We start from the raw sequence: 24,728 nt of genomic DNA, 5'->3' as shown, positions 1-24,728 counted from the left end.
GTCAATCGACAGTTCAAGGCCGAGCGCCCCAATCAGCTGTGGGTCTCGGATTTCACCTATGTCTCGACTTGGCAAGGTTGGCTGTATGTAGCCTTCGTCATCGACGTTTTTGCCCGACGCATCGTGGGCTGGCGCGTAAGCAGTTCCATGCACACCGACTTCGTGCTCGACGCCTTGGAACAAGCACTGTACGCCCGCCAGCCAAGCCCGGAGGAGGCCTTGATTCACCACTCGGACCGGGGATCGCAGTACGTCTCGATTCGCTACAGCGAACGGCTGGCAGAAGCAGGGATTGAACCCGCTGTCGGCAGCAAGGGGGACAGCTACGACAATGCCCTGGCGGAGACGATCAATGGCTTGTACAAGGCGGAGATGATTCACCGACGGGCACCGTGGAAAACCAGGGAATCCGTGGAACTGGCAACGCTGGAATGGGTATCCTGGTTTAACCACCACAGGCTGCTTGAACCCATCGGCTATATCCCTCCGGCGGAAGCTGAGGCAAACTATTACCGGCAACTCGCCAGTCAGGCCGCCATTGCGATCTGACTTAAATCAACCAGCCTCCACGAAACCCGGGGCGGTTCAGGGAGTTTGCTGGATTACTTCAAGAGGACGCGCTGATTCCCGGCCAATGAATGAGGCACCTGAGTGCGTCTTGTTAATCAGGGGCAGGGCAACAAGTTCGGGATGACCGGTTGTAGTTTCGCAGTCCTTTACCTTCTCACCCAATCAGGCCGGCGGTGCCGCAAAGACTAAAACCGGAAAGAACGTCGAAACTTATTGCATTCGACGGGGACGCCCTTGTGGTGGAGCTAACCTGCGCTGTGCGGCTTTATTGCGCAGCGTCCAGCGCCCGAGGGGAGTGAGGTTGAGTGCTGGGTTAGACATCAGTCGGAACTCGACCCAATGAAGATAGTTACCTTATTACTGCTGCGGAACAAATACGCGAAGTCCCAAAAAACGGGATAGGCTGGGTGGCCATCCTTTAGCCAGAACTGCTCTACTCGTTGCGACTCTGTTATGGTTTTATGAAGGTCAGCCAATATTTCGGTTAGCAGATTCTTGAAATGCACAGAATTCAGCACATTAGCGGATGGCCTCGCACCGCTATCGCCAACGTAGGTAAGACTTGCTTCTACTTCAGGAGGAACCTCGGCGGCGGCAATGTCACGAATACCTCCAATAACCACACTTGGCCCAAGAGCCAAGCAGATTAACTCGGATGATGAAAGATCTTCGCGAGCCGCGACCTCATAAGCACGTAGAAATACAGAGTAGTTCAGCCCGTCTTCGTTAAGAAGATCACCGATTCTTGAGAGACGTGCGCTATTCATGGGCATAAATGTCTAACGAATAAAAGGGACTTCCCCGTCCCGGAACTGCGGCGAGAGCCGCTGGCAGTTTGACCCGCCATGATTGAGTTTCCACACTTGATCAAGTTGCTTACAGAGTGGGAAATCCATGACCATTATCACCGTTGGCATAGATCTCGCCAAGAGTGTCTTTGCAGCGCCTTCCGACGTTGGCGCCGTGTCGGATGGCGCCTGCGGCTTATCCGACCTACGCGCAGGCCGCCGTGGGAGCGGATGCAATCCGCGAATGACCGTGCCTTGATGAGGCGCAGGGTGCGCCGTGCGCGCCCATCCAATCTGCCTGTTGCCGGTTTCCCCCTGTCCACTTTGATGCGCCTCTCTGCTATCTTTCCGTAATGGCATTCGTGTAGACAGATAAACCCGTTGCAAGGAGCGTGAAATGAGTGGCGGAACCCAGGCAGTCTTCCAGCATGTAACCCTGTATGGCCAGACGGCGCAGGAAAGCCCGGATTTCAAGGGGCCGGTGCCGGACAACTTTACGTTCAACTCGCCGGTCGGCATGTGCATGGACCGGCAACAGCATGTCTGGGTTTGCGATACCGGCAACAACCGCGTACTGGTGCTCGACAAGAACTTGAGCCGGATCATCCGCGTGCTCACGAGCCCGGCGGCCGGCGGCAAGGGCGAGGGGGGCGTGCCGTTCCGCATGCCGTTCCATGTCTGCCCGCATCCGCAGAAGAACCTGGTTTTCATCACCGACATGGGCAATTCGCGCGTCGTGGTCATGGAATACGCGGACGAGCAAATCGACTTTGCGTTTGCGTTCGGCAACCAGGCTGACGACGGCGGCGACCCCCTGCAGGACCCCAACGGCGTGACGGTGGTGATGCAGCCGGACGGCAAGTACAACATCCATGTCAACGACGAATTCTTCCACACCGAAACCGAGAAGCTGCGCAACCGCTGCGTCCGCTACGACGAGAACGGCTGCTATGTGGACGAATTCCGCACCGTGATCGACCCGGACGGCTCGCGCCACGATCTCTACTGGCCGCAGGGCTTGAGTTCGGACGCGGAAGGCAATCTCTACATCGCCAACACCGGTAGCTACGAGATCCTCAAGTGTGCGGCGGATGCGCCCATCGGCGACGATTACACCATCCGGGCCAAAGAGCCTGTGGTTTCCCATCGCTTCAGCCAGCCAAGTGGTCTGGGGATGCTCAACATCATGCGTTTTGTCAGCGTGATCGGCGAGCGCGTGTTCGTTCCCGACCACATCCTCAACACGATCTCGGTCTACAGCCTCGACGGCAAACCGGAGGCGACGCTGTGCGGCGTGCGCCCGTCCTGGAACCACGGCGAGGAGCCCGTGCATTCGCTGAGCGATCCGTTCTACTACGCCGCGGAAGACGCGGCGCTGCTCAATCCCTACGTGATCTGCCAGGGCGAGGCGCCGGATATCTTCTTCGTCAGCGAGCCGTTCTCCTCGCGCGTCGTCAAGCTGCGCATTCCGCATCTCGACCACAAGCTGCCGCTGTCGCAGGTCATCACCGCGTTGGGCGCTCGCCGCGACATGCCGGGCGTGGCCAAGATCGATCCGCAATTCAACTGCGTCACGGCCGTGACCGGCCTGCAGCCGAATGCGGCCAAGGCAGAACCTGCCCGCATCCCGGACGCCGAGCTGCCCGATTACCTGAAGCTCAACCCGTTCCAGCGCTGGTACATGGACCTGAGCAAGACCATGACCAGCGAATACCAGTTCTGGTTCGGCGACTGGTCGCGGCTGTTACTGAAAGCGGGCGGCGGCGAAGCGAGCGCCGAAGCGTTGCGGCTGACCGTGGATGCCGGCAACTGGCGCATCAAGGGCTATCGCGAATGCGATGATACTTTCCAGTCGCTGGATGGCCGCATGCTCGACGGCTATTTCCTGCCCGGCAATCTGGCGATGACGGTCTACCACCCGAAAGAGCCGCTGCTGGGCCAGTTGTGCCCCGGCACGCCGCTCATTCTCGTAGGCAATTTCAACTTCGGCACGATCAGCATGTACCAGATCGGGCCGTTCGGCCGGTTGCTCAACTATGGCGTTCCGTTCGGTTTCTACGGCAAGGGCGACGGTTGCCTGCGCGGGCCGCAGGGCATGGCGGTCAGCGACGACGGCGAAGTGTTCATCGTCGATTCGCTGAACAACCGCATGGCGAAATGGCAGATCCTGCAGACGGGGCAGACTGTGTTCATCAAGAACTTCGTCTGGGATGCGCCCGGCTCCGAGTCCTCCACCTTCACCCCGACCGACGTCGCGCTGGATGCCCGCAACCGGGTGGTGGTTACCGACCAGTTCAACAACCGCATCTGCTTCTTTGACCGCGACGGTACGTCGTTGTGGTGCTGCGGCAAGGAAGGTTACTGGGAGGAGGGCGAGCCGGACGGCGACAAGCTCATGCTGCCCACGAGCCTTGCCATCGACGGCGATTTGCTGATTCTCAACGATCTGGTGAACCGGGCGCTCAAGCTGTTCCGCATCGAGGAACGGGGGCTGACCTTCATGGGCGGCATCTCGCTGTTCAAGCTCTCGGTGGACGAGGGCGGCGTCTGGATGCCGTTTTTCATGTATGCTCGCGACGGACAAGTAAATATTGCCGATTCGACCTACAACATTGTTCAGGTCTTCAAATATTGATCCTAAAAAAACCTCTGCTGAACCACAGAGGCACAGAGGACACAGAGAAAAACAGGCCGTCATGCCTCATCCGGCGGATGCGCTGCGCAACCCGCGCGATGGCCTGATTTCTCGTTTTTTTGTGCCTGGGTGGTGAGAGGTTCAGGTTGATGCGGTCGGGTTGAGAGCCGGGAGCCGCACGCCTTTCGCCGGGAACGAAAGATGCGCCAATTCAGTGATTACGAAATTCAGGACCGGCTCTATGAGAGCGCCACCAGCATCGTTTTCAGGGGGACAAGAAAGGCCGACCGCCTGCCGGTTGTCCTGAAAGTGCTCAAGGAAGAAGGGCTCACCAACGATCGGCTGGAACGTTACCAGCGCGAGTTTGAACTGCTGCGCGGGCTTGAGCTTTCCGGTGTGGCGCGGGCGTACGATTTCGGGCGCCACCACAACGGCTACTTCCTGGCGCTGGAGGACATCGGTGGCGAATCGCTGAAAGCGTTGCTCGAACGCCGGCGCCTGACGCTGCCGGAATTCCTCAATGTCGCAACCCGCATCTGCGCCGGGCTCGCGGAAATCCATCTCGCCGACATCATCCACAAGGATATCAACCCGGCCAACGTCGTTTACAACCCGGTGACGGGCGAGGTGCGGGTCATCGATTTCGGTATTTCGACGCGGCTGCCGCGCCTGACCCCGGCGCTCAAGAATCCCGAATTCCTTGAAGGCTCGCTCGCCTACATCGCCCCGGAACAGACCGGGCGCATGAACCGCACGCTCGACTATCGCGCCGATTTTTATTCGCTCGGTGCCACGTTCTACGAAATGCTGGCCGGCCAGCCGCCGTTTTCCGGCGATGACTCCACCGAGCTGGTCTATTGCCATATCGCCAAGCGCCCGCCTTCGCTGCTGGATCTGGATGCCGAGATCCCCGAAGCCATTGCCGGGATCGTGCACAAGCTCCTGGAAAAGAACGCCGAGGATCGCTACCAGAGCGCCTGGGGCATCCAGGCAGACCTGCAGGAATGCCATCGGCAGCTTGAAGAGACAGGGCGCATTGCGCCTTTCCCGCTGGCGCAGCGCGATACGCCGCACCGCTTCCAGATCGCCCAGCACCTCTACGGCCGCCAGGAAATGATCGAGCGGCTGATGCAGATTTTTTCTGCCGGTCTCGAAGGGCCGCGGCAGATGGTGCTTATCGGCGGCTATTCCGGTATTGGCAAGACCTCGCTGGTGCGCGAACTCTACAAGCCGATGACGCGCGTCGGCGGCAGTTTCATCGCCGGCAAGTTCGACCAGTTCCAGAAAAACACCCCCTACAGTGCACTGCTGGCGGCGTTCCACGATCTGGTTCAGCAAACGCTGTCCTTGAGCGAGGACGAGCTGGATGATTGCCGGCAGCGCATTCTCGATGCCGTGGGCGTCAATGGCCAGGTCATCACCCGCGTCATCCCCGAGATCGAACTCATCATCGGCACGCAGCCGCCGGTCCAGGAGCTGCCTGCGGCCGAAGCGCAGAACCGCTTCAACCACGTTTTCCAGCGCTTCATCCAGGCGTTCTGCCGCCCGGGACGCCCGCTGATCATCTTCCTCGACGATCTGCAGTGGGCTGATCTCGCCACGCTGAAACTGATCGAGACGGTCATGGGCAGCGTGGACATGAAGAACCTGATCCTGATCGGCGCCTATCGCGACAACGAGGTCAGCCCGACCCATCCCTTCATGATTTCGCTGGGGCGCTTGATCGAAGGCGGTTTCTCGTTCGAACAATTCACCCTCACGCCGCTCGGGCTCGAAGACATTACCCAACTGCTGGCCGATACGCTGCGCGCGTCGACTGAGCGGGTGGCCTCGCTCGCAGAACTGGTGCTGCGCAAGACCATGGGCAACCCGTTCTTCGTAACCCAGTTTCTCAAGAGCCTGTATGTCGAGCGGCTGATCGAGTTCAAACTGGATCAGGACGGCGCCGGCAATTCGGGCTGGGATTGGGATATCGAGCAGATTATTGCGGTCGGCATTACCGACAACGTGGTCGAGCTCATGATCGAGCGCCTGCAACGCCTGCCGGAAGCAACGCGCAACGCGGTGCGGATGGCCGCCTGCATCGGCAATGCCTTCACGCTGGATTCGCTCGCCATCATCCTGAAACAGAATGGCGAGAAAACGCTGGCCGATCTCATGCCCGCGCTGCAGGCCGAGCTCGTCGAGGAAATCTCGGATGGCCAGAAGCTCAGCCATTTTCGCTTCCTGCATGACCGCGTGCAGCAGGCGGCGTATTCGCTGATCGACGAAGCACAGCGCAAGGCCGTGCACCTCGGGATTGGCCGGCAGTTGCTGGACAACTTGACCGAAGAAGAGCGCCAGAGCCGGTTGTTCGAGATCGTCGATCACCTCAATACCGGCTGCGAGCTGATTACCGACCCTGCCGAAACCTTGCGTCTGGCCGGGCTCAACCTGGCCGCTGGCCAGCGCGCGGCTCAAGCCAACGCCTTCCATTCCGCGGTCGGCTATCTTGATGTGGCCGTGACTTTTCTGCCCGAACAAGCCTGGGAGCGGCACTACGAGTTGACGTTGGACGTGTTCCGCGCCCATGCGCAGGCCTGCTACCTCAACGCCGATTACGATGCGTCGATGGCCGACATCGCGACCGTGCGCGAGAACGCACGGTCGGCGCTGGAAAAGGCCAGCATCTGCGCCTTGTTCATCACCGAGCTCACCATGCTCGGGCGGACACCGGAAGCCGTGACGGTTGCTGGCGAAGCACTGGCGCTGCTCGGTATCGAGGTGCCGTTCGGCAACCTGCGTCACGCGGTCGAGTGCGAGATCGCGCCGATCAAGGAGGTACTGAAAGACCGCTCAATTGCCTCGCTGGCCGATTTGCCGGAAATGACCGACCCGGTATGTCGGGTGGCCATGAAGATCATGATGCCGGTGCATACGGCGGCCTATTTCGGCGGGATGCGCGATCTGTATGCCTGGTTCCTGGCCAAGATGGTCAATCTGTCGCTGGCCCATGGTTGCGCCCCTGAATCGCCCAAGGGCTATGCCAGCTTCGGCAGCATCCTGTGCAGCGACTACGGCGAATTCCGCAGCGGCTACGAATTTGGCCGTCTGGCTGTGCGCTTGGCCGATCGTTATCACGATCTTGCGCTCAAGGCACGCGTGAGCCTGATCATGGTGTCTTTCGTCAACCACTGGGTGAAACACGTCCGGGAATCAGAGCTTTACGAAGATCCGGGTATCCAGGCCGGCATGGAGGCGAGCGAATTCCAGTTTGTCGGTTATCTCCTGATGTGGGGCAAGGTCATCAACCGCTTCCATCGCGGCATCAACCTGCAACAGCAGATGGTGATGGTCAACGAATCGCTGGTCTTTACCCGCAAGGTGAAGAACCTGCTTGCGACCGATTCGATCCTCGGTGCGCGTGCGGTCATCGCCAACCTGTCGGGACAGACCGCAGCGGCCGATTCTTTTGATGTCGATGATCTGAGCGAGTCCGCCTATCTGGCCGATTGCGCACAGCACAGCAGCAATTCCTCGTTGGGTTTCTACTACACGATCAAGGCGCAGGCGCTGTACCTGCATGGCTTCTACGAGGAGGCGCGCATTGCCATCGAAAAGGCCGTTGCGCTGGCGGACTACATCAAGTCCTATATCTCCGATGCCGACCTGCGCTTCTTCCATGCGTTGATCATGCTCGCGCTCGACGACCGCATCCCGCGCCCGGAGATCAACGAAACGGTTTCCAAAAACCTGGCGATGCTCAAGACCTGGGCTATCTCCAGTCCGGATAACTTCTGGCACAAATACAACCTGGTCGAAGCCGAGCGCGCGCGCCTGGAAAACCGGGTCGGCGATGCCATTGCCTATTACGACAAGGCCATCGAGCAGGCCAAGGCCGGCGATTTCATCCAGGACGAAGCGCTGGCCAACGAGCTGGCCGGCCGTTTCTGGCTGGAGCAAGGCAAGAACGAATTCGCGACCATCCATCTGCGCCGCGCCAGCCAGTGCTTCCTGGTCTGGGGCGCCCGGCGCAAGGTGGAACAGCTCAACGTACGTTACGGCCGATTGCTCCATGTTGTGCGCGCCTCCGGCGCAACCACGCATACGGCCACGACGGCATTCACGGCTGTTGGTTCGGAGACTGCGACCCGCACGGCCGAAGCGCTCGACGTCAATGCCGTGATCGAATCGGCGCATGTGTTTGCAGGCGAGATCCAGCTTAAGGAACTCAAGCGCAAGATGATGCACATCGCCATGAGCAATGCCGGGGCGGATAGCGGTTTCCTGATCCTCAACGAAGACGGTACGCTGATCGTCGAGGCCCAAGCCACGGCGGACGCGGCCGACAGCGGCGACCTGCCGTCCGTATCGCTCAACGATGCCGGCGCGGCGTTCCTGCCGATTGCGCGCTCGGTCGTCAACTTCGTGGCGCGCTCCAGCAGCGCGGTGGTGCTGGCGGATGCCTCCAGCGACGAGCGTTTCGCGCTTGATCCGCACATGACTTCGCGGCGACCCAAGTCGGTGTTCTGCCTGCCGCTGATTCACCAGGGCAAGCTCTCGGGTGTGCTCTACCTGGAAAACAACCTCGCCTCGGGCGCATTCACTCCGGCGCGCCAGCGCGTGCTGGAGTTGCTGTCGTCGCAGATGGCGATCGCCATCGAGAACGCGCGCATCCACAACAGCCTCGACCAGCTGGTGCAGATACGTACTGCGCAGCTGGAATCGGCCAACCAGAAGCTGCAGCGCGAGATCGAAGAACGCATCCAGATGGCCGAAGCGCTGAAGCAGGCACAGGAAAAGGCCGAAGCAGCCACGCGCGCCAAGAGCGACTTCCTCGCGCGCATGAGCCACGAGATCCGTACGCCGATGAATGCGATCATCGGCTTGAGCCAGTTACTGCTGCGCACCGATCTCACACCCAAGCAGCGCGACTACGTCAAGAAGCTCGGCGGGTCGGCGCAAACGCTCTTGGCGATCATCAACGACATACTCGATTTCTCCAAGATCGAAGCCGGGCGCATGACGCTGGAGTCGATCCCGTTCAACCTGCAGGACGTGCTGGACAACCTTTCCAATGTCACGGTCGGTGCAGCGGAGGAAAAGGGGCTGGAAATCCTGCTGGCGCGCCAGGAGGGCGTGCCCGAGCGCCTGATCGGCGACCCGCTGCGGCTGGGCCAGGTGCTAATCAACTTGGTCGGCAACGCGATCAAGTTCACGCCGGCGGGCGACGTGCTCGTCGATATCCGCTGCATCGCCGCAGAAGGGCCGACGATCCGCCTGCAATTCGCCGTCCGCGATACCGGCATCGGCATGTCGCCCGAGCAGATGGCCAGCCTGTTCCAGTCGTTCCACCAGGCCGATGGCTCGATCACCCGCCGCTTCGGCGGAACCGGACTGGGGCTGGCGATTTCGCGCCAGCTGGTCGAATTGATGCACGGCAGCCTGCGGGTCGAGAGCGAAGAGGGCAAGGGAACGACCTTCACTTTCGATGTGGAATTTGGCGTGGTTGCCGGCGAGGCTTGCGGGCTACTGGTGATTCCTTCCGGGCTGGCCGATACGCGCGTACTGGTGGTGGACGACAATGCCACCTCTCGCGAGATCCTGCGCCACATGCTCCTGCGCAAGGCGTTCCGCGTGGATACCGCCGATTCCGGCGAAGCGGCGCTGCGCATGGTGGAGGAGGTGCAAAAGAAGGGCTCCGAGCCCTATGGCCTGATCCTGATGGACTGGAAAATGCCGGGCATCGACGGCATCGAAACCACGCGGCGCATCAAGAACAGTGTGGGGCCGGAATCCGCGCCCGCCATCCTCATGGTTACGGCTTTTGGCCGCGAAGAAGTCATGCAGGAGGCCGAAGACGCCGGCCTGGACGGATTCCTGGTCAAGCCGGTCGGCGAATCGCTGCTTTACGACACCATTCTGGATACCTTCGGCTATCTGGGCAAGGGCGCGGATAGCAGCCTGCGCCTGTCCGCGCAGGGCATGCCTTCGCTGGACGATATCCGCGGCGCGCGCGTGCTGCTGGTCGAAGACAACCACATTAACCAGCAGGTGGCCTGTGAATTCCTCGAACAGCTCGGCATGAACGTCGAGGTCGCCGGCAACGGTTGCGAAGGCGTCGCAATGGCCAGCTCAGGCAACTACGATCTGGTGCTGATGGATATCCAGATGCCGGAAATGGACGGCTTCGAGGCTACGCGCCGCATCCGCCAGTTGCCCGGCGGCGAGCAGCTCCCGATCATTGCCATGACCGCACATGCCATGGCCGGCGACCGTGAAAAAAGCCTGGCGGCTGGCATGTTCGACCACCTGACCAAGCCCATCGACATCGGCCGCCTGAGCGAAATGCTGGTGCGTTGGATCAAGCCCGGTTCGCGCACCGCGGCAAACATTCATGGGGCCAAGACTGCTGCCGTCGAAATGCCGATGCCCGTTATCGGGGGGCTGAACACCGGCCTGGGGGTGCAGCGTGTGGGTGGATCGCCGGCGCTCTACCTCAAGCTCTTGAAGCAGTTCTGCGCCGAACATGCCGACGAAGCGACAAAGATCCGTGCCGCACTGGACGAACAGCGCCCGCATGATGGCGAGCGCATGGCGCATTCGGTCAAGGGCGCGGCAGCGGCGCTGGGGGCAACGAACCTTGTCCCGGTCGCTGAAACGCTGGAAACCGTGCTGCGCGAAGGCGCGCCCGGAGCCCAGCGCTGTCTGGAGCGTTTTGCGCATGAACTCGATGCGCTGATCCAGCCGCTGCAGCACTATTTTGCAGCGCTGTCGCAACCCGCTGGTCTGCCCCAGGAAAGCAGCCTGGCGCCGGGTTGCGACGAAATCAGGGCAAGCCTGACCCGGCTCTTGAGCCTGCTGGAGGCCGCAGATTCCGAGGCGGAAGATCTCGTCTGCGAGCTCTGCGCCGCGACGCGCAATGCCTCCTGGCGTGAAAAACTTGAAGAAATCGCCGCGCACATCGAAGATGTCGAGTTCGAAATGGCGCGCGATCTGGCAGAGGAATTGCTGGAAAGCCTGAAGGACAAAGAGGTGGCAGCATGAGAGGCGAAAACAAGCAACGCGTTCTCGTCGTCGACGACGAACGGGTAAACCGGACGGTCCTGTCGGCCGTGCTCAAGGACGAAAACCAGGTCATCCTTGCCAAGAACGGCGAACAGGCGCTGGAGCGGCTGGCCATTGATGCCGAAATCGATCTGATCCTGCTCGACGTGCTCATGCCGGACATGGACGGCTACGAAGTGCTGCGCCGGATCAAGGCCAACGACGCCACCAAGGATATCCCGGTCATCTTCATCACCGCGCTCAACACCATGGGCGACGAAGAGCACGGTCTGAACCTGGGCGCCTGCGATTACATCGGCAAACCGTTCAGCCCCGCCATCGTCAAGGCGCGTGTCTCGAACCTGCTGCGTTTCGTGCGTCAGCGCAAGCTGCTCGAAACGCTGGCCGGCCGTGACGGCCTGACCGAAATTCCCAACCGCCGCGCCTTCGATACGGCGCTGGAACAGGAAATCGGCCGCAGCCAGCGCAGCGGCCAGCCGGTTTCGCTCGCCATGCTCGATATCGACTACTTCAAGCAGTTCAACGACCACTACGGCCATGCCCAGGGCGACGAGGTGCTCAAGGCAGTGGCCCGCGTGCTGACCGGCGCGCTGCGCCGCCCCGCCGACATGGTGGCACGCTACGGCGGCGAGGAATTCGTCTTCATCCTGCCCGATACCGATGTGCGTGGCGGCCTGGAAGTCGCCGAAGCCGCGCGCCAGGTCATCGAAAGCATGGCCATCCCCCATGCTGCATCGGCCATCGGGCCGCATGTTTCGGTATCCATAGGCGGCGTTACAGCCATCGGCGACGTCAGCCATGCTCCCGGCCTGCTCCGGCGCGCCGACGAACAGCTCTACAAAGCCAAACAGAAAGGCCGCAACCGCGTGCACTGGGACGGGGTTATCGCCGCAGAGTGAGGAAACCCCCGTTTGTGCGTGGGCCCCACCTGTTTCGAATTCCCCTTGCCAGACCGATGCGCTCTGGCATGGGGATTCGCAAAGCAATCCGCCGGACAGTAGCTCAAGTGACTGGGCTGGCGGAATGTCCTTTGCTCGGATTCTGTTTCCCGAGCTCGTCGCAGGCGTGACCCGCCGAATCCGGATTACCGAAGACAATACAAAGCACCAACAAATTCAAAATCATGGCGAGGGCCAGTGGGAGCGGATGTAATCCGCAAATGGGCCGCGCGCAGGTCGGCATCAAGGTTTTATGCGCCTGCGGCGCGTTGGATTGAATGCCGGGAGTTCGCCCCGGCTGGCGAGTTTCTTTTCTTGCTTCGCCAAGAAAAGAAACCAAAAGAAGGCGACCCCGCCTTGCGGCCCTCCGGGCTGCCCTCGGTCGGTCGCGAGCCTGGGTCTCGCTCCGCTTCCTCGGCGCCGGCCAAGGGGATGAGGCGCGTCGTCTGCCATGGCGAGGGTCTGTGGGAGCGGATGTAATCCGCGAAGGGGTGACGAGCAGGTCGGCATCAAGGTTTTATGCGCCTGCGGCGCGCTGGATTGAATACCGGGAGTTCGCCCCGGCGGGCGAGTTTCTTTTCTTGTTTCGCCAAGAAAAGAAACCAAAAGAAGGCGACCCCGCCTTGCGGCCCTCCGGGCTGCCCTCGGTCGGTCGCGAGCCTGGGTCTCGCTCCGCTTCCTCGGCGCCGGCCAAGGGGATGAGGAACGTCGTCTGCCATGGTGAGGGTCTGTGGGAGTCTTGTAGCCCGGCATGGAGGCTGTAGGCCGGAATCCGGGAGCAGTATTTGCGAGGGGCATTGCCCCGGATTCCGCTTCTCTGCATCCGGGCTACTCGCTTTGCTCCGGTTTCGCCTTGCGCTAAACCAACAAGGGCCGTCCACTTTCGTGGACAGCCCTTGTTTTTACCGGGGGATGACAGCGAAGCTTAGCGCTTGCGCACCACCTGGCTCACATCGCGCACCGCGCCGGTGTCGGCGCTGGTAGCCATGAGGCCGTAGGCTTGCAGGGCCTGGCTGACGATGCGGTCGCGGCCGACGGGCTTCCAGGCGTCTGCGCCCTTGGCTTCCATGGCGGCACGGCGCTCGTACAGGGCTTCGTCGCTGATCGCCAGGTTGATGGTGCGGTTCGGGATGTCGATCTCGATGGTGTCGCCTTCTTCGACCAGGCCGATTGCACCGCCTTCAGCGGCTTCCGGGCTGGCGTGGCCGATACTCAGACCGGACGTGCCGCCGGAGAAGCGGCCGTCGGTGAGCAGGGCGCACGCTTTGCCCAGTCCCTTGGATTTCAGGTAGCTGGTCGGGTAGAGCATTTCCTGCATGCCGGGGCCGCCCTTGGGGCCTTCGTAGGTGATGATGACGACGTCGCCGGCGACAATCTGGTCGCCGAGAATGGCTTTCACGGCATCATCCTGGCTATGGAACACGCGGGCGCGGCCGGTGAACTTGAGGATGGAATCATCCACCCCGGCGGTCTTCACGATACAGCCGCGCTCGGCGATGTTGCCGTAGAGCACGGCCAGGCCGCCGTCTTGCGAGTAGGCGTTTTCCTTGTTGCGGATGCAGCCGGAGGCGCGGTCGAGATCGAGTTCCGGGTAGCGCATCGACTGGCTGAAGGCGATGGTGGTCGGTACGCCGCCGGGGGCCGCGCGGTAGAAGAGGTGAGCCATCGAATCGGCGTTGTTCTTCACGATGTCCCAACGGTCGAGCGCTTCGCCGAGCGTGGCGCTGTGCACGGTGGGGATGTTGCGGTTGATGAGGCCGGCGCGGTCGAGTTCGGCCAGGATGCCCATGATGCCGCCGGCGCGGTGCACGTCTTCCATGTGGTACTTCTGCGTGGCCGGGGCGACCTTCGAGAGGCACGGGGTCTTGCGCGAGATATGGTCGATGTCGGCCATCTTGAAGTCGACGCCGGCTTCGCGGGCAATCGCCAGGATGTGCAGCACGGTGTTGGTCGAGCCGCCCATGGCGACGTCGAGCGTCATGGCGTTTTCAAAGGCGGCCTGGGTGGCGATGCTGCGCGGCAGGACGGAGGCGTCGTCGCCTTCGTAGTAGCGCTTGGACATCTCGACGATCTGTTGTGCGGCGCGCACGAAGAGTTGCTTGCGGTCGGCGTGCGTGGCGACCACGGTGCCGTTGCCCGGCAGCGCCAGTCCCAGTGCTTCGGCCAGACAGTTCATCGAGTTGGCGGTGAACATGCCGGAACACGAGCCGCAGGTCGGGCAGGCAGAGCGTTCCATGGCGGCGACTTCGGCGTCGGTCACGGTCGGGTTGGCGGCTTCGATCATGGCGTCGATCAGGTCGATCTTGCGGACTTCGCCGCGCCAGTCGACCTTGCCGGCTTCCATCGGGCCGCCGGAAACGAAGATCACCGGGATGTTGAGGCGCATCGCGGCCATCATCATGCCGGGGGTGATCTTGTCGCAGTTGGAGATGCACACGAGCGCATCGGCGCAGTGGGCGTTGACCATGTATTCGACCGAGTCGGCAATCAGGTCGCGGCTGGGCAGGCTGTAGAGCATGCCGCCGTGGCCCATCGCGATGCCGTCGTCGATGGCGATGGTGTTGAATTCCTTGGCGATGCCGCCCGCTTTTTCGATTTCGCGTGCAACCAGTTGGCCGATGTTGTGCAGGTGGACATGCCCCGGCACGAACTGGGTGAACGAGTTGGCGATGGCAATGATGGGCTTGCCGAAATCTTCTTCCTTGACGCCGGTGGCGCGCCACAAAGAGCGGGCGCCGGCCATGTTGCGGCCATGGGTGGAAGTTTGGGAGCGGTAGGCGGGCATGACGGTTCCTTGTTCTGAGAAGTCCGGATCAGACCGGGGGCGCTTGGAACCTGGTTCATAATCTTGCTGCGAGACTGTGATCGGGGCTCATGCGCTGCTCAAAATCCTCATGTACTTTCCTGTACATTCCGGTTTTTGCGCTGCTCTTCGCTCCGCTGACAGTCTCTCGCGACAGATTATGAACAGGTTCTTGCTGCTATAATTCGCGGTTATTTTAACCAAGACCCCCGTCTCATGCTAACCCATCCGCAGTTTAATCCTGTTGCTTTTCACATCGGCTCGTTTGGGGTGCATTGGTATGGCGTGATGTACTTGCTGGCATTCACCGGATTCCTGCTGCTGGGGCGCCTGCGTTTGCGGGCCGGGCTCTATCCGGGCTGGAAAACGGAAGAGCTGGATGACCTGCTGTTCTTCGGCGTGCTGGGGGTGATTGTCGGCGGGCGTCTGGGTTACGTCTTCTTCTACAAGCCGGATTTCTTCCTTTCGAACTTCGCCGACATTTTCAAGGTCTGGCAGGGCGGCATGTCTTTCCATGGCGGCTTGCTGGGCGTGCTGCTGGCCGCGCTGGCTTTCGCGCACAAGAGCGGGCGGCGTTTCTTCGAGATCACCGATTTCATTGCGCCGCTGGTGCCGCTGGGGCTGGCTTTCGGGCGGCTGGGCAACTTCATCAACGGCGAATTGTGGGGGCGGGTGACAAGGCCGGATGCCTTCTGGAGCATGGTTTTTCCGCAGGCGAAACTAATCGATTCCATGCTGGCCGAGACCAATCCCGATCTGGTCGTCATCCTGGCCAAGCATGGCGGTTTGCCGCGGCATGTTTCGCAGCTCTACCAGTTTGCGCTTGAAGGTGTGGTGCTGCTCGCCGTTCTCTGGTGGTTTGCCGGCAAGCCGCGCAAGGCTGGCCAGGTTTCGGCGCTGTTCCTGCTGGGCTATGGGCTCTGCCGTTTTGTGACCGAGTTCGCGCGCGAGCCGGACGATTTTCTGGGGACGCTGGCCATGAATCTCAGTATGGGACAGTGGTTGAGCCTGCCCATGCTCCTTCTGGGCGCACATCTCATGTGGTGGACTTCGCGCCGGTCCTGACCGAGCGCTCCAATGCTGTTGCTGCCCTATCGAATTTGAAAATGCAAACGGCTACCCGTTTGTCAGATGAATGCATCGCTGATCGTGGTGCTCTGTGGACATGGTTTTCCATTTTCGGAAAGAAAGTGATTTCAAATGAATGATGCTGCCAGTGCGCTGTGCATGCCGGTCGGCCTGTGCGCGCAACAAATCCTGAATGACCCGCTGTTGAACAAGGGCACTGCTTTCACGCAGGCCGAGCGCGATGCCCTCGGGCTGAACGGCTTGCTGCCTGCCAGGGTGGAGACGCTTCAGGAACAGGTTGAGCGCTGCATGGCGGAGCTGAAAGCGCTGGCGAGCGATCTGGACCGGCATGTCTACCTGCGCAATTTGCAGGACACCAACGAAACGCTCTACTACGCGGTGGTTTCCCATGATCTGGAAGCCCTGCTGCCCGTGATCTATACGCCAACGGTCGGAGCCGTCTGCCAGCAATACAACCGTCTTTTCCTGCGACCGCGCGGCCTGTTTTTGCGCATCGACCAGAAAGACGAGTTGGCGCAGATTCTGGCCAACCCGCGTTTCGATGCCGTGGAGTGCATCGTGGTGACCGACGGCGAACGCATTCTTGGCCTGGGCGATCTGGGGGTGGGCGGGATGGGCATCCCCATCGGCAAGCTTGCGCTGTATACCGTCTGCGGCGGCATCGCGCCGGAGAAAACCCTGGCGATCGTGCTCGATACCGGCACCAGCAACGAAAACTGCCTGGCCGATCCGCTTTACCTGGGGTTGCGCCATGAGCGCGTGCGCGGTGCGGCCTACGACGAATTCATCGAAGCCTTCATCCAGACCGTGGACAAGCGCTGGCCCAAGGTGCTGCTGCAGTGGGAGGATTTCCACCGGCAGAATGCGAGCCGCCTGTGCGAGAAGTACCGCGACCGCCTGTGCTCGTTCAACGACGATATCCAGGGCACGGCTGCCGTGGCAGTGGGCGTACTGCTGTCCGCGATCAACGTGACGGGCGTGCCGTTGACCGAACAGCGGATCGCCGTGGTCGGCGGCGGTTCGGCGGGGATCGGCATCAGCGATCTGCTGTGCAAGACCATGATGACCATGGGGCTGACTGAAGAAGCCGCCCGCAGCCGTTTCTTCATCGTGGATCGCTTCGGTCTGGTCACGGACCAGACGCCCGGTCTGGAACCGTTCCAGCAGAAATTCACGCAATGCAGCCAGGCCATCGCCGGCTGGACGCTCGACAAGCCGGATTTCGTCGGCCTGATGGATGTCATGCGCAATGCCCAGCCGACCGTGCTGGTCGGCGTGTCCGGCCAGGCAGGCATCTTCACTGAAGCCGCGATCCGGGAAATGGCCGCGCATGTGGCACGGCCGGTGGTGCTGCCGATGTCTAACCCGACTTCCTGTATCGAAGCGCAACCGGCGGATGTCATCCGCTGGAGCGATGGCCGCGCCGTTGTCGGTACCGGCAGCCCGTTTGAGCCGTTTGAATTCCAGGGCAAGGTTCACCATTTTGCCCAGAGCAACAATTCCTACATCTTCCCCGGCATTGGTCTGGGCGTGCTGGCTGCGGGTGCGCGGCGCATCAGCGATGCGATGCTGATTGCCTCGGCGCTGGCGCTGGCGGAACTCTCGCCCGCGAAAAATCAGGAAGGCGCCAAGCTGTTGCCGGAGCTGACCGACATGCGCAAGGTATCGCTGCATGTGGCGCAGGCCGTCGCCAGACAGGCGCGCGCCGAGGGGCTGACGGAAAACCTGAGCGACGCGCAGTTCGAAGAAAGGATCAAGGCTTACATGTGGGAGCCTTCCTACCAGTCCTGCCGGTGCGCAGGCTGATCCGGGAGCGGCGAGGGTGGACCTTGGCATTCTGTGGTGGCTGCTGGCTTTCTTGCTGGTGATCGGCGGGTTGGCAGGCACTTTGCTGCCGATCCTGCCCTCAACGCCCATGATCCTGGCCGGCATGCTGCTGGCGGCCGGGCTGGATGATTTCCAGCGTGTCGGCTGGATGACGTTCGCCCTGCTGGTGGCCCTCGTGGTTTTCTCGCAGCTCATGGATGTCGTGGCCGGTGCGCTGGGGGCCAAGAAAGCGGGCGCCAGTTCGCTGGCGATCTGGGGCGCGCTGGTCGGCTCGGTTCTGGGCATCTTTGCCGGTTTGCCCGGCTTGCTGCTGGGGCCGTTCGTGGGCGCTGCAGTCGGGGAGTACCTGGCTCGTCAGGATGCCATGCAGGCCGGGAAGGTCGGAGTCGCAACCCTCTTGGGGTTCGTCATCGGTGCGGTTGCCAAGGTGGCCTCTGCGCTGGCGATGCTGGGTATTTTCGCTTTCGCCTGGTTTTTGTAGGCTCAGTTCATAAACTGGCGGCAAGACCGTAATCGGGGGTAAGCGTCGTTTTACCTTGCAGATAACGGTCTCGCGGCAGCTATATGAATGGGTTCTTACAGATGAAACCTCCCGACCAGTCCGTGCAGCCTGCCTGACAGCGAACCCAGTTCGGTTACGGTTTGGGTTGCGCTCTGGACAGCCTGATCCGTTTCGAGGGTCATCCGGTTGACTTCTTCGGCGGCGCGGGCCATTTCGTTGGTCGCGACCGACTGCTCGCGGGTGGCTTCGGCGATGTATCGGATCGATGTCACTACCTGCGCCATTTCATCCTGAATGACCTGGATTTCCCTGGAAACCGATTGCGAGGCAACCAGCCCGGCGGCAACTGAGCGTCGGGTTTCTTCCATGTCGGTCAGGGCGGAGTGGATGTCGCCGTGGGTTGAATCGATGAGGCGGCCGATTTCCACGGTGGCCTTGGCGGTACGTTCGGCGAGTTTGCGGACCTCGTCCGCGACCACGGCAAAGCCGCGGCCCGATTCGCCGGCGCGCGCCGCTTCGATGGCGGCGTTCAGGGCGAGGAGATTGGTCTGATCGGCAATGTCGCGGATCGCGCCGATGATGGCGTTCATCTCGCCGGAGCGTTCGCCGAGCGATCCCAGCGTGGCGGCAAGACGACCAACCTCGCTGGAGATTTTCTCGATTCCGCCGGCCAGATCGTTGACTGAGCCGGTTGCATGCCGTGATATTTCTCCGGTTTTGGTGGCAGTCTGCTCTGCCTGCTGCGCGTTGTCCGCGATGTGACTGATGCTGACCGTGATTTCTTCGATTGTCGCCGCAGTTGCGTTCAGCGTTTCGGTCTGCTGTTCCGATTTTTCTGCCATCGAGCGTGTGACGCCGTCGAGCGAGTCGACACCGGTGTTGAGTGATACGGTGCTTTCGCGCACATCGATGAACATGCCGCGCAGGCTGTCGATGAAGCGGTTGAACGCCGATGCGGTCTGGCCGATTTCATCCTGTGAATCGACGGCCAGTTTGCGGGTCAGGTCGCCCTGGCCGCTGGATATCTCGATCAGGGCATCGCGCAGGCGGAAGAGCCCCTGCAACAGCCTGGAAAGCACAAGGCTGGCGATGCCTGCACCAAGCACGATGATCGCCAGGCTGGTCAGTGACAATCCCCAGAGCAGCGAGCGCAACGGCGCCAGAATGCCTGTTTTGTCGACGACCGTGCACAGCACCCAGTCCGTGCCGGCGATGGACGATGTCGCAACATATTTGCTCTGGCCTTCGATCTTGGACTCCTGAAGTGCAATCTTGTCGCTGGCGGATTGCACGACAGAGGCATCGAAGCCGGGCATGATTTCCGCGACGGGTTTCAGCGCCGACCCCGGCTTCGAATGTGCCACGATCTTGCCGTCGCGCGTGGAAAGGAACGCGTAGCCGTCACCCCGCAATGCAATCGAGTTGACGATGGTGATGATTTCTTCAAGCGAAATATCGCCGCCGACCACGGCCTGCAGGCCGTTGCTTTCGAAGGAACGGGCTACCGTGATGCCCGGTTTGCCGGTGCTGGCAAAGATGTACGGCGCCGTGGCGACGGTGTCTTTCTTTTCTGCTGCCGCCTTGAACCACGGGCGCGCGGTCGGGTCGTAGCCTGCGGCTGGCTTTTTGTCGGCGAGGTGGTAGACCATGCGCTTGTCGCCGTAACCGACATAGGTCAGGTCGAAACGCCCGGCGACCTTGCCCGCCGTCAAAAACGGCAGCGGTTGATGGTGGGCCGCGGGCAGTTGCTGGGACATGGCCTCGATGGCATCGCGCCGCTGCGCCATCCAGCGCGCCAGTGTTTCGCGGTTGCCGCGCACCGCGGTCTCGATTTCCTTGTTCACGCCTTCGACGATTTCGGCACGCATGCGCCAGTAGGCGATGCCGGACAGCGAGGCAATGACCGTCATGAGCAGGAGTACAACAAAGGCAAGCAGGCGTTTTTTAAGCGACATGGCGGTCTTCTCCCTCAATGTTGAACATGACGATGCATGCACCAAGCAAGACGACGGCTAGACTGGCAAAGACCAATATCCAGAGCAGGGATCGCAACGGGGTCAGGATGGTGGCTTTGTCGACTACCGTACAAAGCACCCAGTCGGTGCCCGGGACCAGCGATGTCGCAACATATTTGGTCCGATTTCCGATCTCGGATGCGCGCAAGGAGATGCTGAGGCCTGCGGATTTCAGGATGGCAGGATCAAAACCCGGTGCAATTTCTTCAACCGGTTTCAGGGCGGAATCGGGCTTGGGGTGCGCTACGATCTTGCCGTCTTGCGTGGCCAGAAATGCATAACCATTGCCGCGTAATTCGATCGATTTGACGAGGGTGACGATTTCTTCCAGTGTGATGTCGCCGCCGACAACGGCCTGGATGCCGTTGTTTTCGAATGGGCGTGCCACGGTGATGCCTAGCTTGTTGTTACTGGCAAAGATGTAGGGGGCGGTGGCCACTGTCCCCTTTTTTTCCATGGCGGCCTTGTACCACGGACGGATAGTTGGATCGTACCCTTCGGCCGGTTTCTTTTCCGTGTGGTAGACCATTTTCTTGTCGCTGTAGCCGGCATAGGTCAGGTTGAAGCGCCCCGCATCCTTGCAGGCGATCAGAAATGGCAGGGGGGAGGCACTGCCGGAAAGGCGGTTGGCCGTTGCCTCGATGGCATCACGCCGCTGCGCCATCCAGCGTGCCAGCGTTTCCCGGTTGCCGCGTACCGCGGTGCTGATTTCTTTGGTTACGCCATCAATGATTTCCGTTCTGATCTGCCAATAGGCAACGCCTGCCAGAGAGGCCGTTGCGATCATGAGAAATACCACCGTGCAAGCGAGCAAACGATTTTTAAGAGCCACGATATTTCTTCCTTTAACCGGATTTCTGTTGCTGGGTTAACCTGGCCGGACGCATGCCATGTTTGTTCAGGATGGTTTTTACTTTTCCTTCCTTGATCAATTCTTTTATCGCGTCATTGAACAGCCTGGCTTGTCGTTCGCTGACTTTTTTGCGTGACAGCCCAATGACGTACACAATTGGCTGCAAATCGCCCGCCAATTTCAAATTCGTGATTTTTTCTTCTTTTGCCAGGGATAAACCGACTTCCCGGTTGATCAGGACCAAAGCGTTATCGCCATACCGCCCCCCGATCAGTTTTTTGAGGGCGGTGAGATTCGTTACCTCGATTACGATATTGACCGGCTGTCCTTGGGCGCTGTTTTGCAAGGCACGGGATGTGGCTGAAGGCCCATATACGCCAATCGTGTAACCGTTAAGATCCTGGATTTTCTGATAACGGAATCTGGTCGAATCAAGAGCGAAAAACGAATAGGCTGTCTCCAAAATGGGATCGGACAGAAAAAATGACTTTTCTCGTTCAGGTGTTTTTGCAACGCCAAACAAGCCGCTCGCTTGACCTTCTTCGGCCATATACAAAGCGCGCCGCCAAGGCATGATTTCCATCGTGCATTCGACTTTGAGCCTGTCACATGCTGCCTGGACTATTTCTGCAAAAGGCCCGGCGACTTTGCTGTTTTCTTTGTAGCTGTATGGATGGAATGGCTCGGTGACCCACAACATGGGCTCAGCCACCGCGCTCGCGTAAAAAAGCAGGCCAAACAACAAACCCGTCAGATATTGTGTTTTCACAAGGCAAATACCTATCAAAATCCAGCGGTTGTTGTATGGATCGAACGATCCTGAAAACTTCAGATGAAAACGAATAATCAATTCCGTTCAAAACCCGGTAGAGGGTGATGAACGGAATCGACTTTCGGTTTTGTCTCAGCGTGCCATCTGCACGATCTTTGCCTGCCATTCCCTGGGGCCGGTTTCATGCACCGAGGTGCCCTGCGAATCGACAGCGACGGTCACCGGCATGTCCTTGACCTCGAACTCGTAGACGGCTTCCATGCCGAGATCGGCGAAGGCGACGACGCGGGCCTGGCGGATGGCTTTCGAGACGAGATAAGCCGCACCGCCCACGGCCATGAGGTAAACGGCCTGGTGCCGCTTGATGGCCTCGATGGCGACCGGGCCGCGCTCGGCCTTGCCGATCATGCCGAAGAGCCCCGCTTGGGAGAGCATCTGTTCGGTGAACTTGTCCATGCGCGTCGAGGTGGTGGGGCCGGCCGGGCCGACGACTTCGTCGCGGACCGGATCGACCGGGCCGACGTAGTAGATGAACTTGCCGGCCAGATCGACCGGCAGGGGCTCGCCCTTGTTGAGCATGTCGGTGATGCGCTTGTGCGCCGCATCGCGCCCGGTGAGGATCTTGCCGTTGATCAACAGGGTTTCGCCGGGCTTCCAGGTGGCGATTTCTTCCTTGGTGATCTGGTCGAGATTGACCCGTTTGCCGGACGAGGCATCGTAGGTCAGTTTCGGCCAGTGTTCGAGCGAAGGCGGCTCAAGGTAAGCCGGGCCGGAACCGTCGAGCACGAAATGCCCGTGGCGCGTGGCTGCGCAGTTGGGGATCAGGGCGACCGGCAGGCCCACGGCATGGGTCGGATAATCGAGAATCTTGACGTCGAGCACCGTGGTCAGCCCGCCCAATCCTTGGGCGCCGATGCCGAGCGCATTGATCTTTTCGTACAGTTCGAGGCGCAATTCCTCCAGGCGGTTTTGCGGGCCGCGCGCGATCAGCTCGTGGATATCGACCGGCTCCATCAGCGCTTCCTTGGCCAGGACCATGGCCTTGTCCGCCGTGCCGCCGATGCCCAGGCCGATGATGCCGGGCGGGCACCAGCCTGCGCCCAGCGTGGGAACCGTCTTCAGCACCCAGTCGACAATCGAATCGGACGGGTTGAGCATGGCGAGGCGGGATTTGGCTTCGGAGCCCCCGCCCTTGGCCGCGACGGTGACTTCGACCGTGTCGCCCGGCACGATGCGCGTGTAGATCACGGCTGGCGAGTTGTCGCGCGTGTTCTTGCGTTCGCCGGCCGGGTCGCGCAATACCGAGGCGCGCAGCGGGTTGTCCGGATGGGTGTAGGCACGGCGCACGCCTTCGTTGACCGCATCTTCCAGCGAGCCGGTAAAGCCTTCCCAGCGCACGTTCATCCCGACGTCGAGGAAGACGGTGACGATGCCGGTGTCCTGGCACAAGGGGCGCCGGCCTTCCGCGCACATACGGGAATTGATCAGGATCTGCGCAATGGCATCGCGCGCGCCCGGGCTCTGCTCGCGTTCGTAGGCTTGGGTCAGCCCCTGTATGAAGTCGACCGGATGGTAGTAGCTGATGTACTGAAGCGCGGCGGCCACGCTTTCTGTCAGATCTTCCTGGCGGATAACGCTCATGATTTTTCCTTGCTGGGACAACGTAGTTTCTGTGTTTTTATATCGATGCAATCTGATGCACCGGCGTGGCAGCAGGGCTTGCGCCACGCCGGTTTCGTGCAATTCCTGTCCGGCAGGTGTCAACCACTTGCCGGAACAGGTTCCTGGAGGTTCTTAGTAGGTGTAGAACATGCGCTGAATCTGCTTCGTATCCTTGGTCTTGGTCAGCGCCAGTTGCAGCAGGATACGGGCCTTCTGCGGATTCAGGTTGTCGGCGACCACGAAGTCCAGCTTGTCGTCGTCAGCCTCGCCGTTGCGCGCCACCGGGCCGTTGCCGGCGTGGCTGGAGCGAACGATGTAGGTGCCTTGCTTGCGCAGTTCGGCCATGCCCGGATTCACGATCTTGGACATGCTGCCGTCGCCCGGGCCTGCATACACGATGCCCTTGACGCCGGACTTCACGAGCGCGTTGGCGGCCATCATGTTGGCGTTGGCGCTACCGTAAACCACTTCGACGCTGGGCAGCTTGTCCAGGTTGGAAACGTCAAACTCGGTATCGGCGGTGTGCTTGCGGGTCGATGCGTTGTAGAAGAAAACGTTGCCGCCGGCGATCAGTCCCAGGTAGCCCTGATCGAAAGACTTGAAGGTATCGAGCGAAACGGTGTTGGTCTTGGTGACCGAGCGTGCGCCGCCGATCTGGTCGTTCAGCGAAATCAGCACGCCCTTGCCGTGGGCATCCTTGCTGCTGGCAACGGTAACAGCGTTGTAGATGTTCATCGGGCCGTCCGCGCTCATCGCGGTCGAGGGACGCATCGCGCCGGTCAGAACCACCGGCTTCTTGCTCTTGACGACGAGGTTGAGGAAGTAGGCGGTTTCTTCCATGGTGTCGGTGCCGTGGGTGATCACGATGCCGTCCACGTCATCCTTGGCCAGCAGGGCGTTCACGCGCTTGGCAAGCTTCAGCCAGTGATCGTCGGTAATGCTTTCGCTGGCAACCTGGAAGATTTGCTCGCCCTTTACGTTGGCGATCTTCTTGAGTTCCGGCACGGCCTCGATCAGGCGATCCACGCCGACCTTGGCTGCGGTATAGCCGACTGTCTGGGTGGCGCTCGCAGCAGTGCCAGCAATGGTGCCGCCCGTGGCGACGATCACGATGTTGGCCTTGCCGCCTTCACCGGCGAAAGCCGCGCCGCTGAGAGCGAGCGAGAGGGTGACACCGAGTGCAGCCAACGGCTTGATGCAGTTTTTGACTTCCATGGTACAAACTCC

General features: G+C 60.8%; 14 protein-coding genes. 7 read left to right on the top strand and 7 right to left on the bottom strand.

The features are described from left to right. Positions 1 to 549 (top strand): IS3 family transposase (locus tag BMZ36_RS07090; protein WP_143085997.1); only part of this gene is annotated, 549 nt, incomplete at its 5' end. Between the two features lie 341 nt (positions 550 to 890). Here BMZ36_RS07090 and BMZ36_RS07085 read toward each other — a convergent pair. Continuing rightward, positions 891 to 1,337 (bottom strand): hypothetical protein, encoded by a 447-nt coding sequence (locus BMZ36_RS07085; RefSeq protein ID WP_091193478.1) that lies wholly within the window; start codon positions 1,335 to 1,337, stop codon positions 891 to 893. Positions 1,338 to 1,755: 418 nt separating this feature from the next. Between BMZ36_RS07085 and BMZ36_RS07080 the strand changes: the two genes are divergently transcribed. The 3 genes from BMZ36_RS07080 to BMZ36_RS07070 all read left to right on the top strand — a co-directional run bounded on the left by BMZ36_RS07080 (position 1,756) and on the right by BMZ36_RS07070 (position 11,939). Beyond that, positions 1,756 to 3,993: an NHL repeat-containing protein gene (locus tag BMZ36_RS07080; protein ID WP_091193473.1), complete on the top strand. Its 2,238-nt coding sequence runs from the start codon at positions 1,756 to 1,758 to the stop codon at positions 3,991 to 3,993. A gap of 201 nt (positions 3,994 to 4,194) precedes the next feature. After that, positions 4,195 to 11,019, top strand: a complete 6,825-nt coding sequence (locus BMZ36_RS07075; protein ID WP_091193469.1) for a response regulator — start codon at positions 4,195 to 4,197, stop codon at positions 11,017 to 11,019. Beyond that, complete coding sequence (locus tag BMZ36_RS07070) at positions 11,016 to 11,939, top strand: diguanylate cyclase (RefSeq protein ID WP_091193465.1); 924 nt, start codon at positions 11,016 to 11,018, stop codon at positions 11,937 to 11,939. Before BMZ36_RS07075 ends, BMZ36_RS07070 begins: the two co-directional genes overlap by 4 nt. A 964-nt stretch (positions 11,940 to 12,903) precedes the next feature. On the opposite strand, the gene ilvD is transcribed toward BMZ36_RS07070, so the two are convergent. After that, positions 12,904 to 14,763, bottom strand: coding sequence for a dihydroxy-acid dehydratase (gene ilvD / locus BMZ36_RS07065; RefSeq protein ID WP_091193462.1), 1,860 nt, complete (start codon positions 14,761 to 14,763; stop codon positions 12,904 to 12,906). A 234-nt stretch (positions 14,764 to 14,997) separates the two neighbouring features. Between ilvD and lgt the strand changes: the two genes are divergently transcribed. The 3 genes from lgt to BMZ36_RS07050 all read left to right on the top strand — a co-directional run bounded on the left by lgt (position 14,998) and on the right by BMZ36_RS07050 (position 18,178). After that, positions 14,998 to 15,846: a prolipoprotein diacylglyceryl transferase gene (gene lgt, locus BMZ36_RS07060; protein ID WP_091193460.1), complete on the top strand. Its 849-nt coding sequence runs from the start codon at positions 14,998 to 15,000 to the stop codon at positions 15,844 to 15,846. A 135-nt stretch (positions 15,847 to 15,981) separates the two neighbouring features. Continuing rightward, entirely contained in the window at positions 15,982 to 17,676 is a 1,695-nt protein-coding gene (locus tag BMZ36_RS07055; protein ID WP_091193457.1) for an NAD-dependent malic enzyme, read from the top strand. A gap of 16 nt (positions 17,677 to 17,692) precedes the next feature. Next, positions 17,693 to 18,178 (top strand): DUF456 domain-containing protein, encoded by a 486-nt coding sequence (locus tag BMZ36_RS07050; protein WP_091193453.1) that lies wholly within the window; start codon positions 17,693 to 17,695, stop codon positions 18,176 to 18,178. Positions 18,179 to 18,273: 95 nt separating this feature from the next. Here BMZ36_RS07050 and BMZ36_RS07045 read toward each other — a convergent pair whose 3' ends face one another. The 5 genes from BMZ36_RS07045 to BMZ36_RS07025 form a co-directional block, all read right to left on the bottom strand. After that, positions 18,274 to 20,154: a methyl-accepting chemotaxis protein gene (locus tag BMZ36_RS07045; protein WP_091193449.1), complete on the bottom strand. Its 1,881-nt coding sequence runs from the start codon at positions 20,152 to 20,154 to the stop codon at positions 18,274 to 18,276. Further along, positions 20,144 to 21,046, bottom strand: a complete 903-nt coding sequence (locus BMZ36_RS07040; protein ID WP_143085996.1) for a cache domain-containing protein — start codon at positions 21,044 to 21,046, stop codon at positions 20,144 to 20,146. Before BMZ36_RS07040 ends, BMZ36_RS07045 begins: the two co-directional genes overlap by 11 nt. Before the next feature lie 13 nt (positions 21,047 to 21,059). Beyond that, complete coding sequence (locus BMZ36_RS07035) at positions 21,060 to 21,917, bottom strand: substrate-binding periplasmic protein (protein ID WP_143085995.1); 858 nt, start codon at positions 21,915 to 21,917, stop codon at positions 21,060 to 21,062. A gap of 54 nt (positions 21,918 to 21,971) precedes the next feature. Beyond that, entirely contained in the window at positions 21,972 to 23,480 is a 1,509-nt protein-coding gene (locus BMZ36_RS07030) for a fumarate hydratase (protein WP_091193516.1), read from the bottom strand. Between the two features lie 153 nt (positions 23,481 to 23,633). Then, positions 23,634 to 24,716 (bottom strand): type II asparaginase, encoded by a 1,083-nt coding sequence (locus BMZ36_RS07025; protein WP_091193439.1) that lies wholly within the window; start codon positions 24,714 to 24,716, stop codon positions 23,634 to 23,636. Positions 24,717 to 24,728: the final 12 nt, after the last annotated feature.

Origin of the sequence: Formivibrio citricus (assembly GCF_900115065.1) — a bacterium.
GTDB classification, from domain to species: domain Bacteria; phylum Pseudomonadota; class Gammaproteobacteria; order Burkholderiales; family Chitinibacteraceae; genus Formivibrio; species Formivibrio citricus.
Note: the sequence above shows the minus strand (reverse complement) of the source record. Positions and strands in the feature narration are given on the sequence as shown.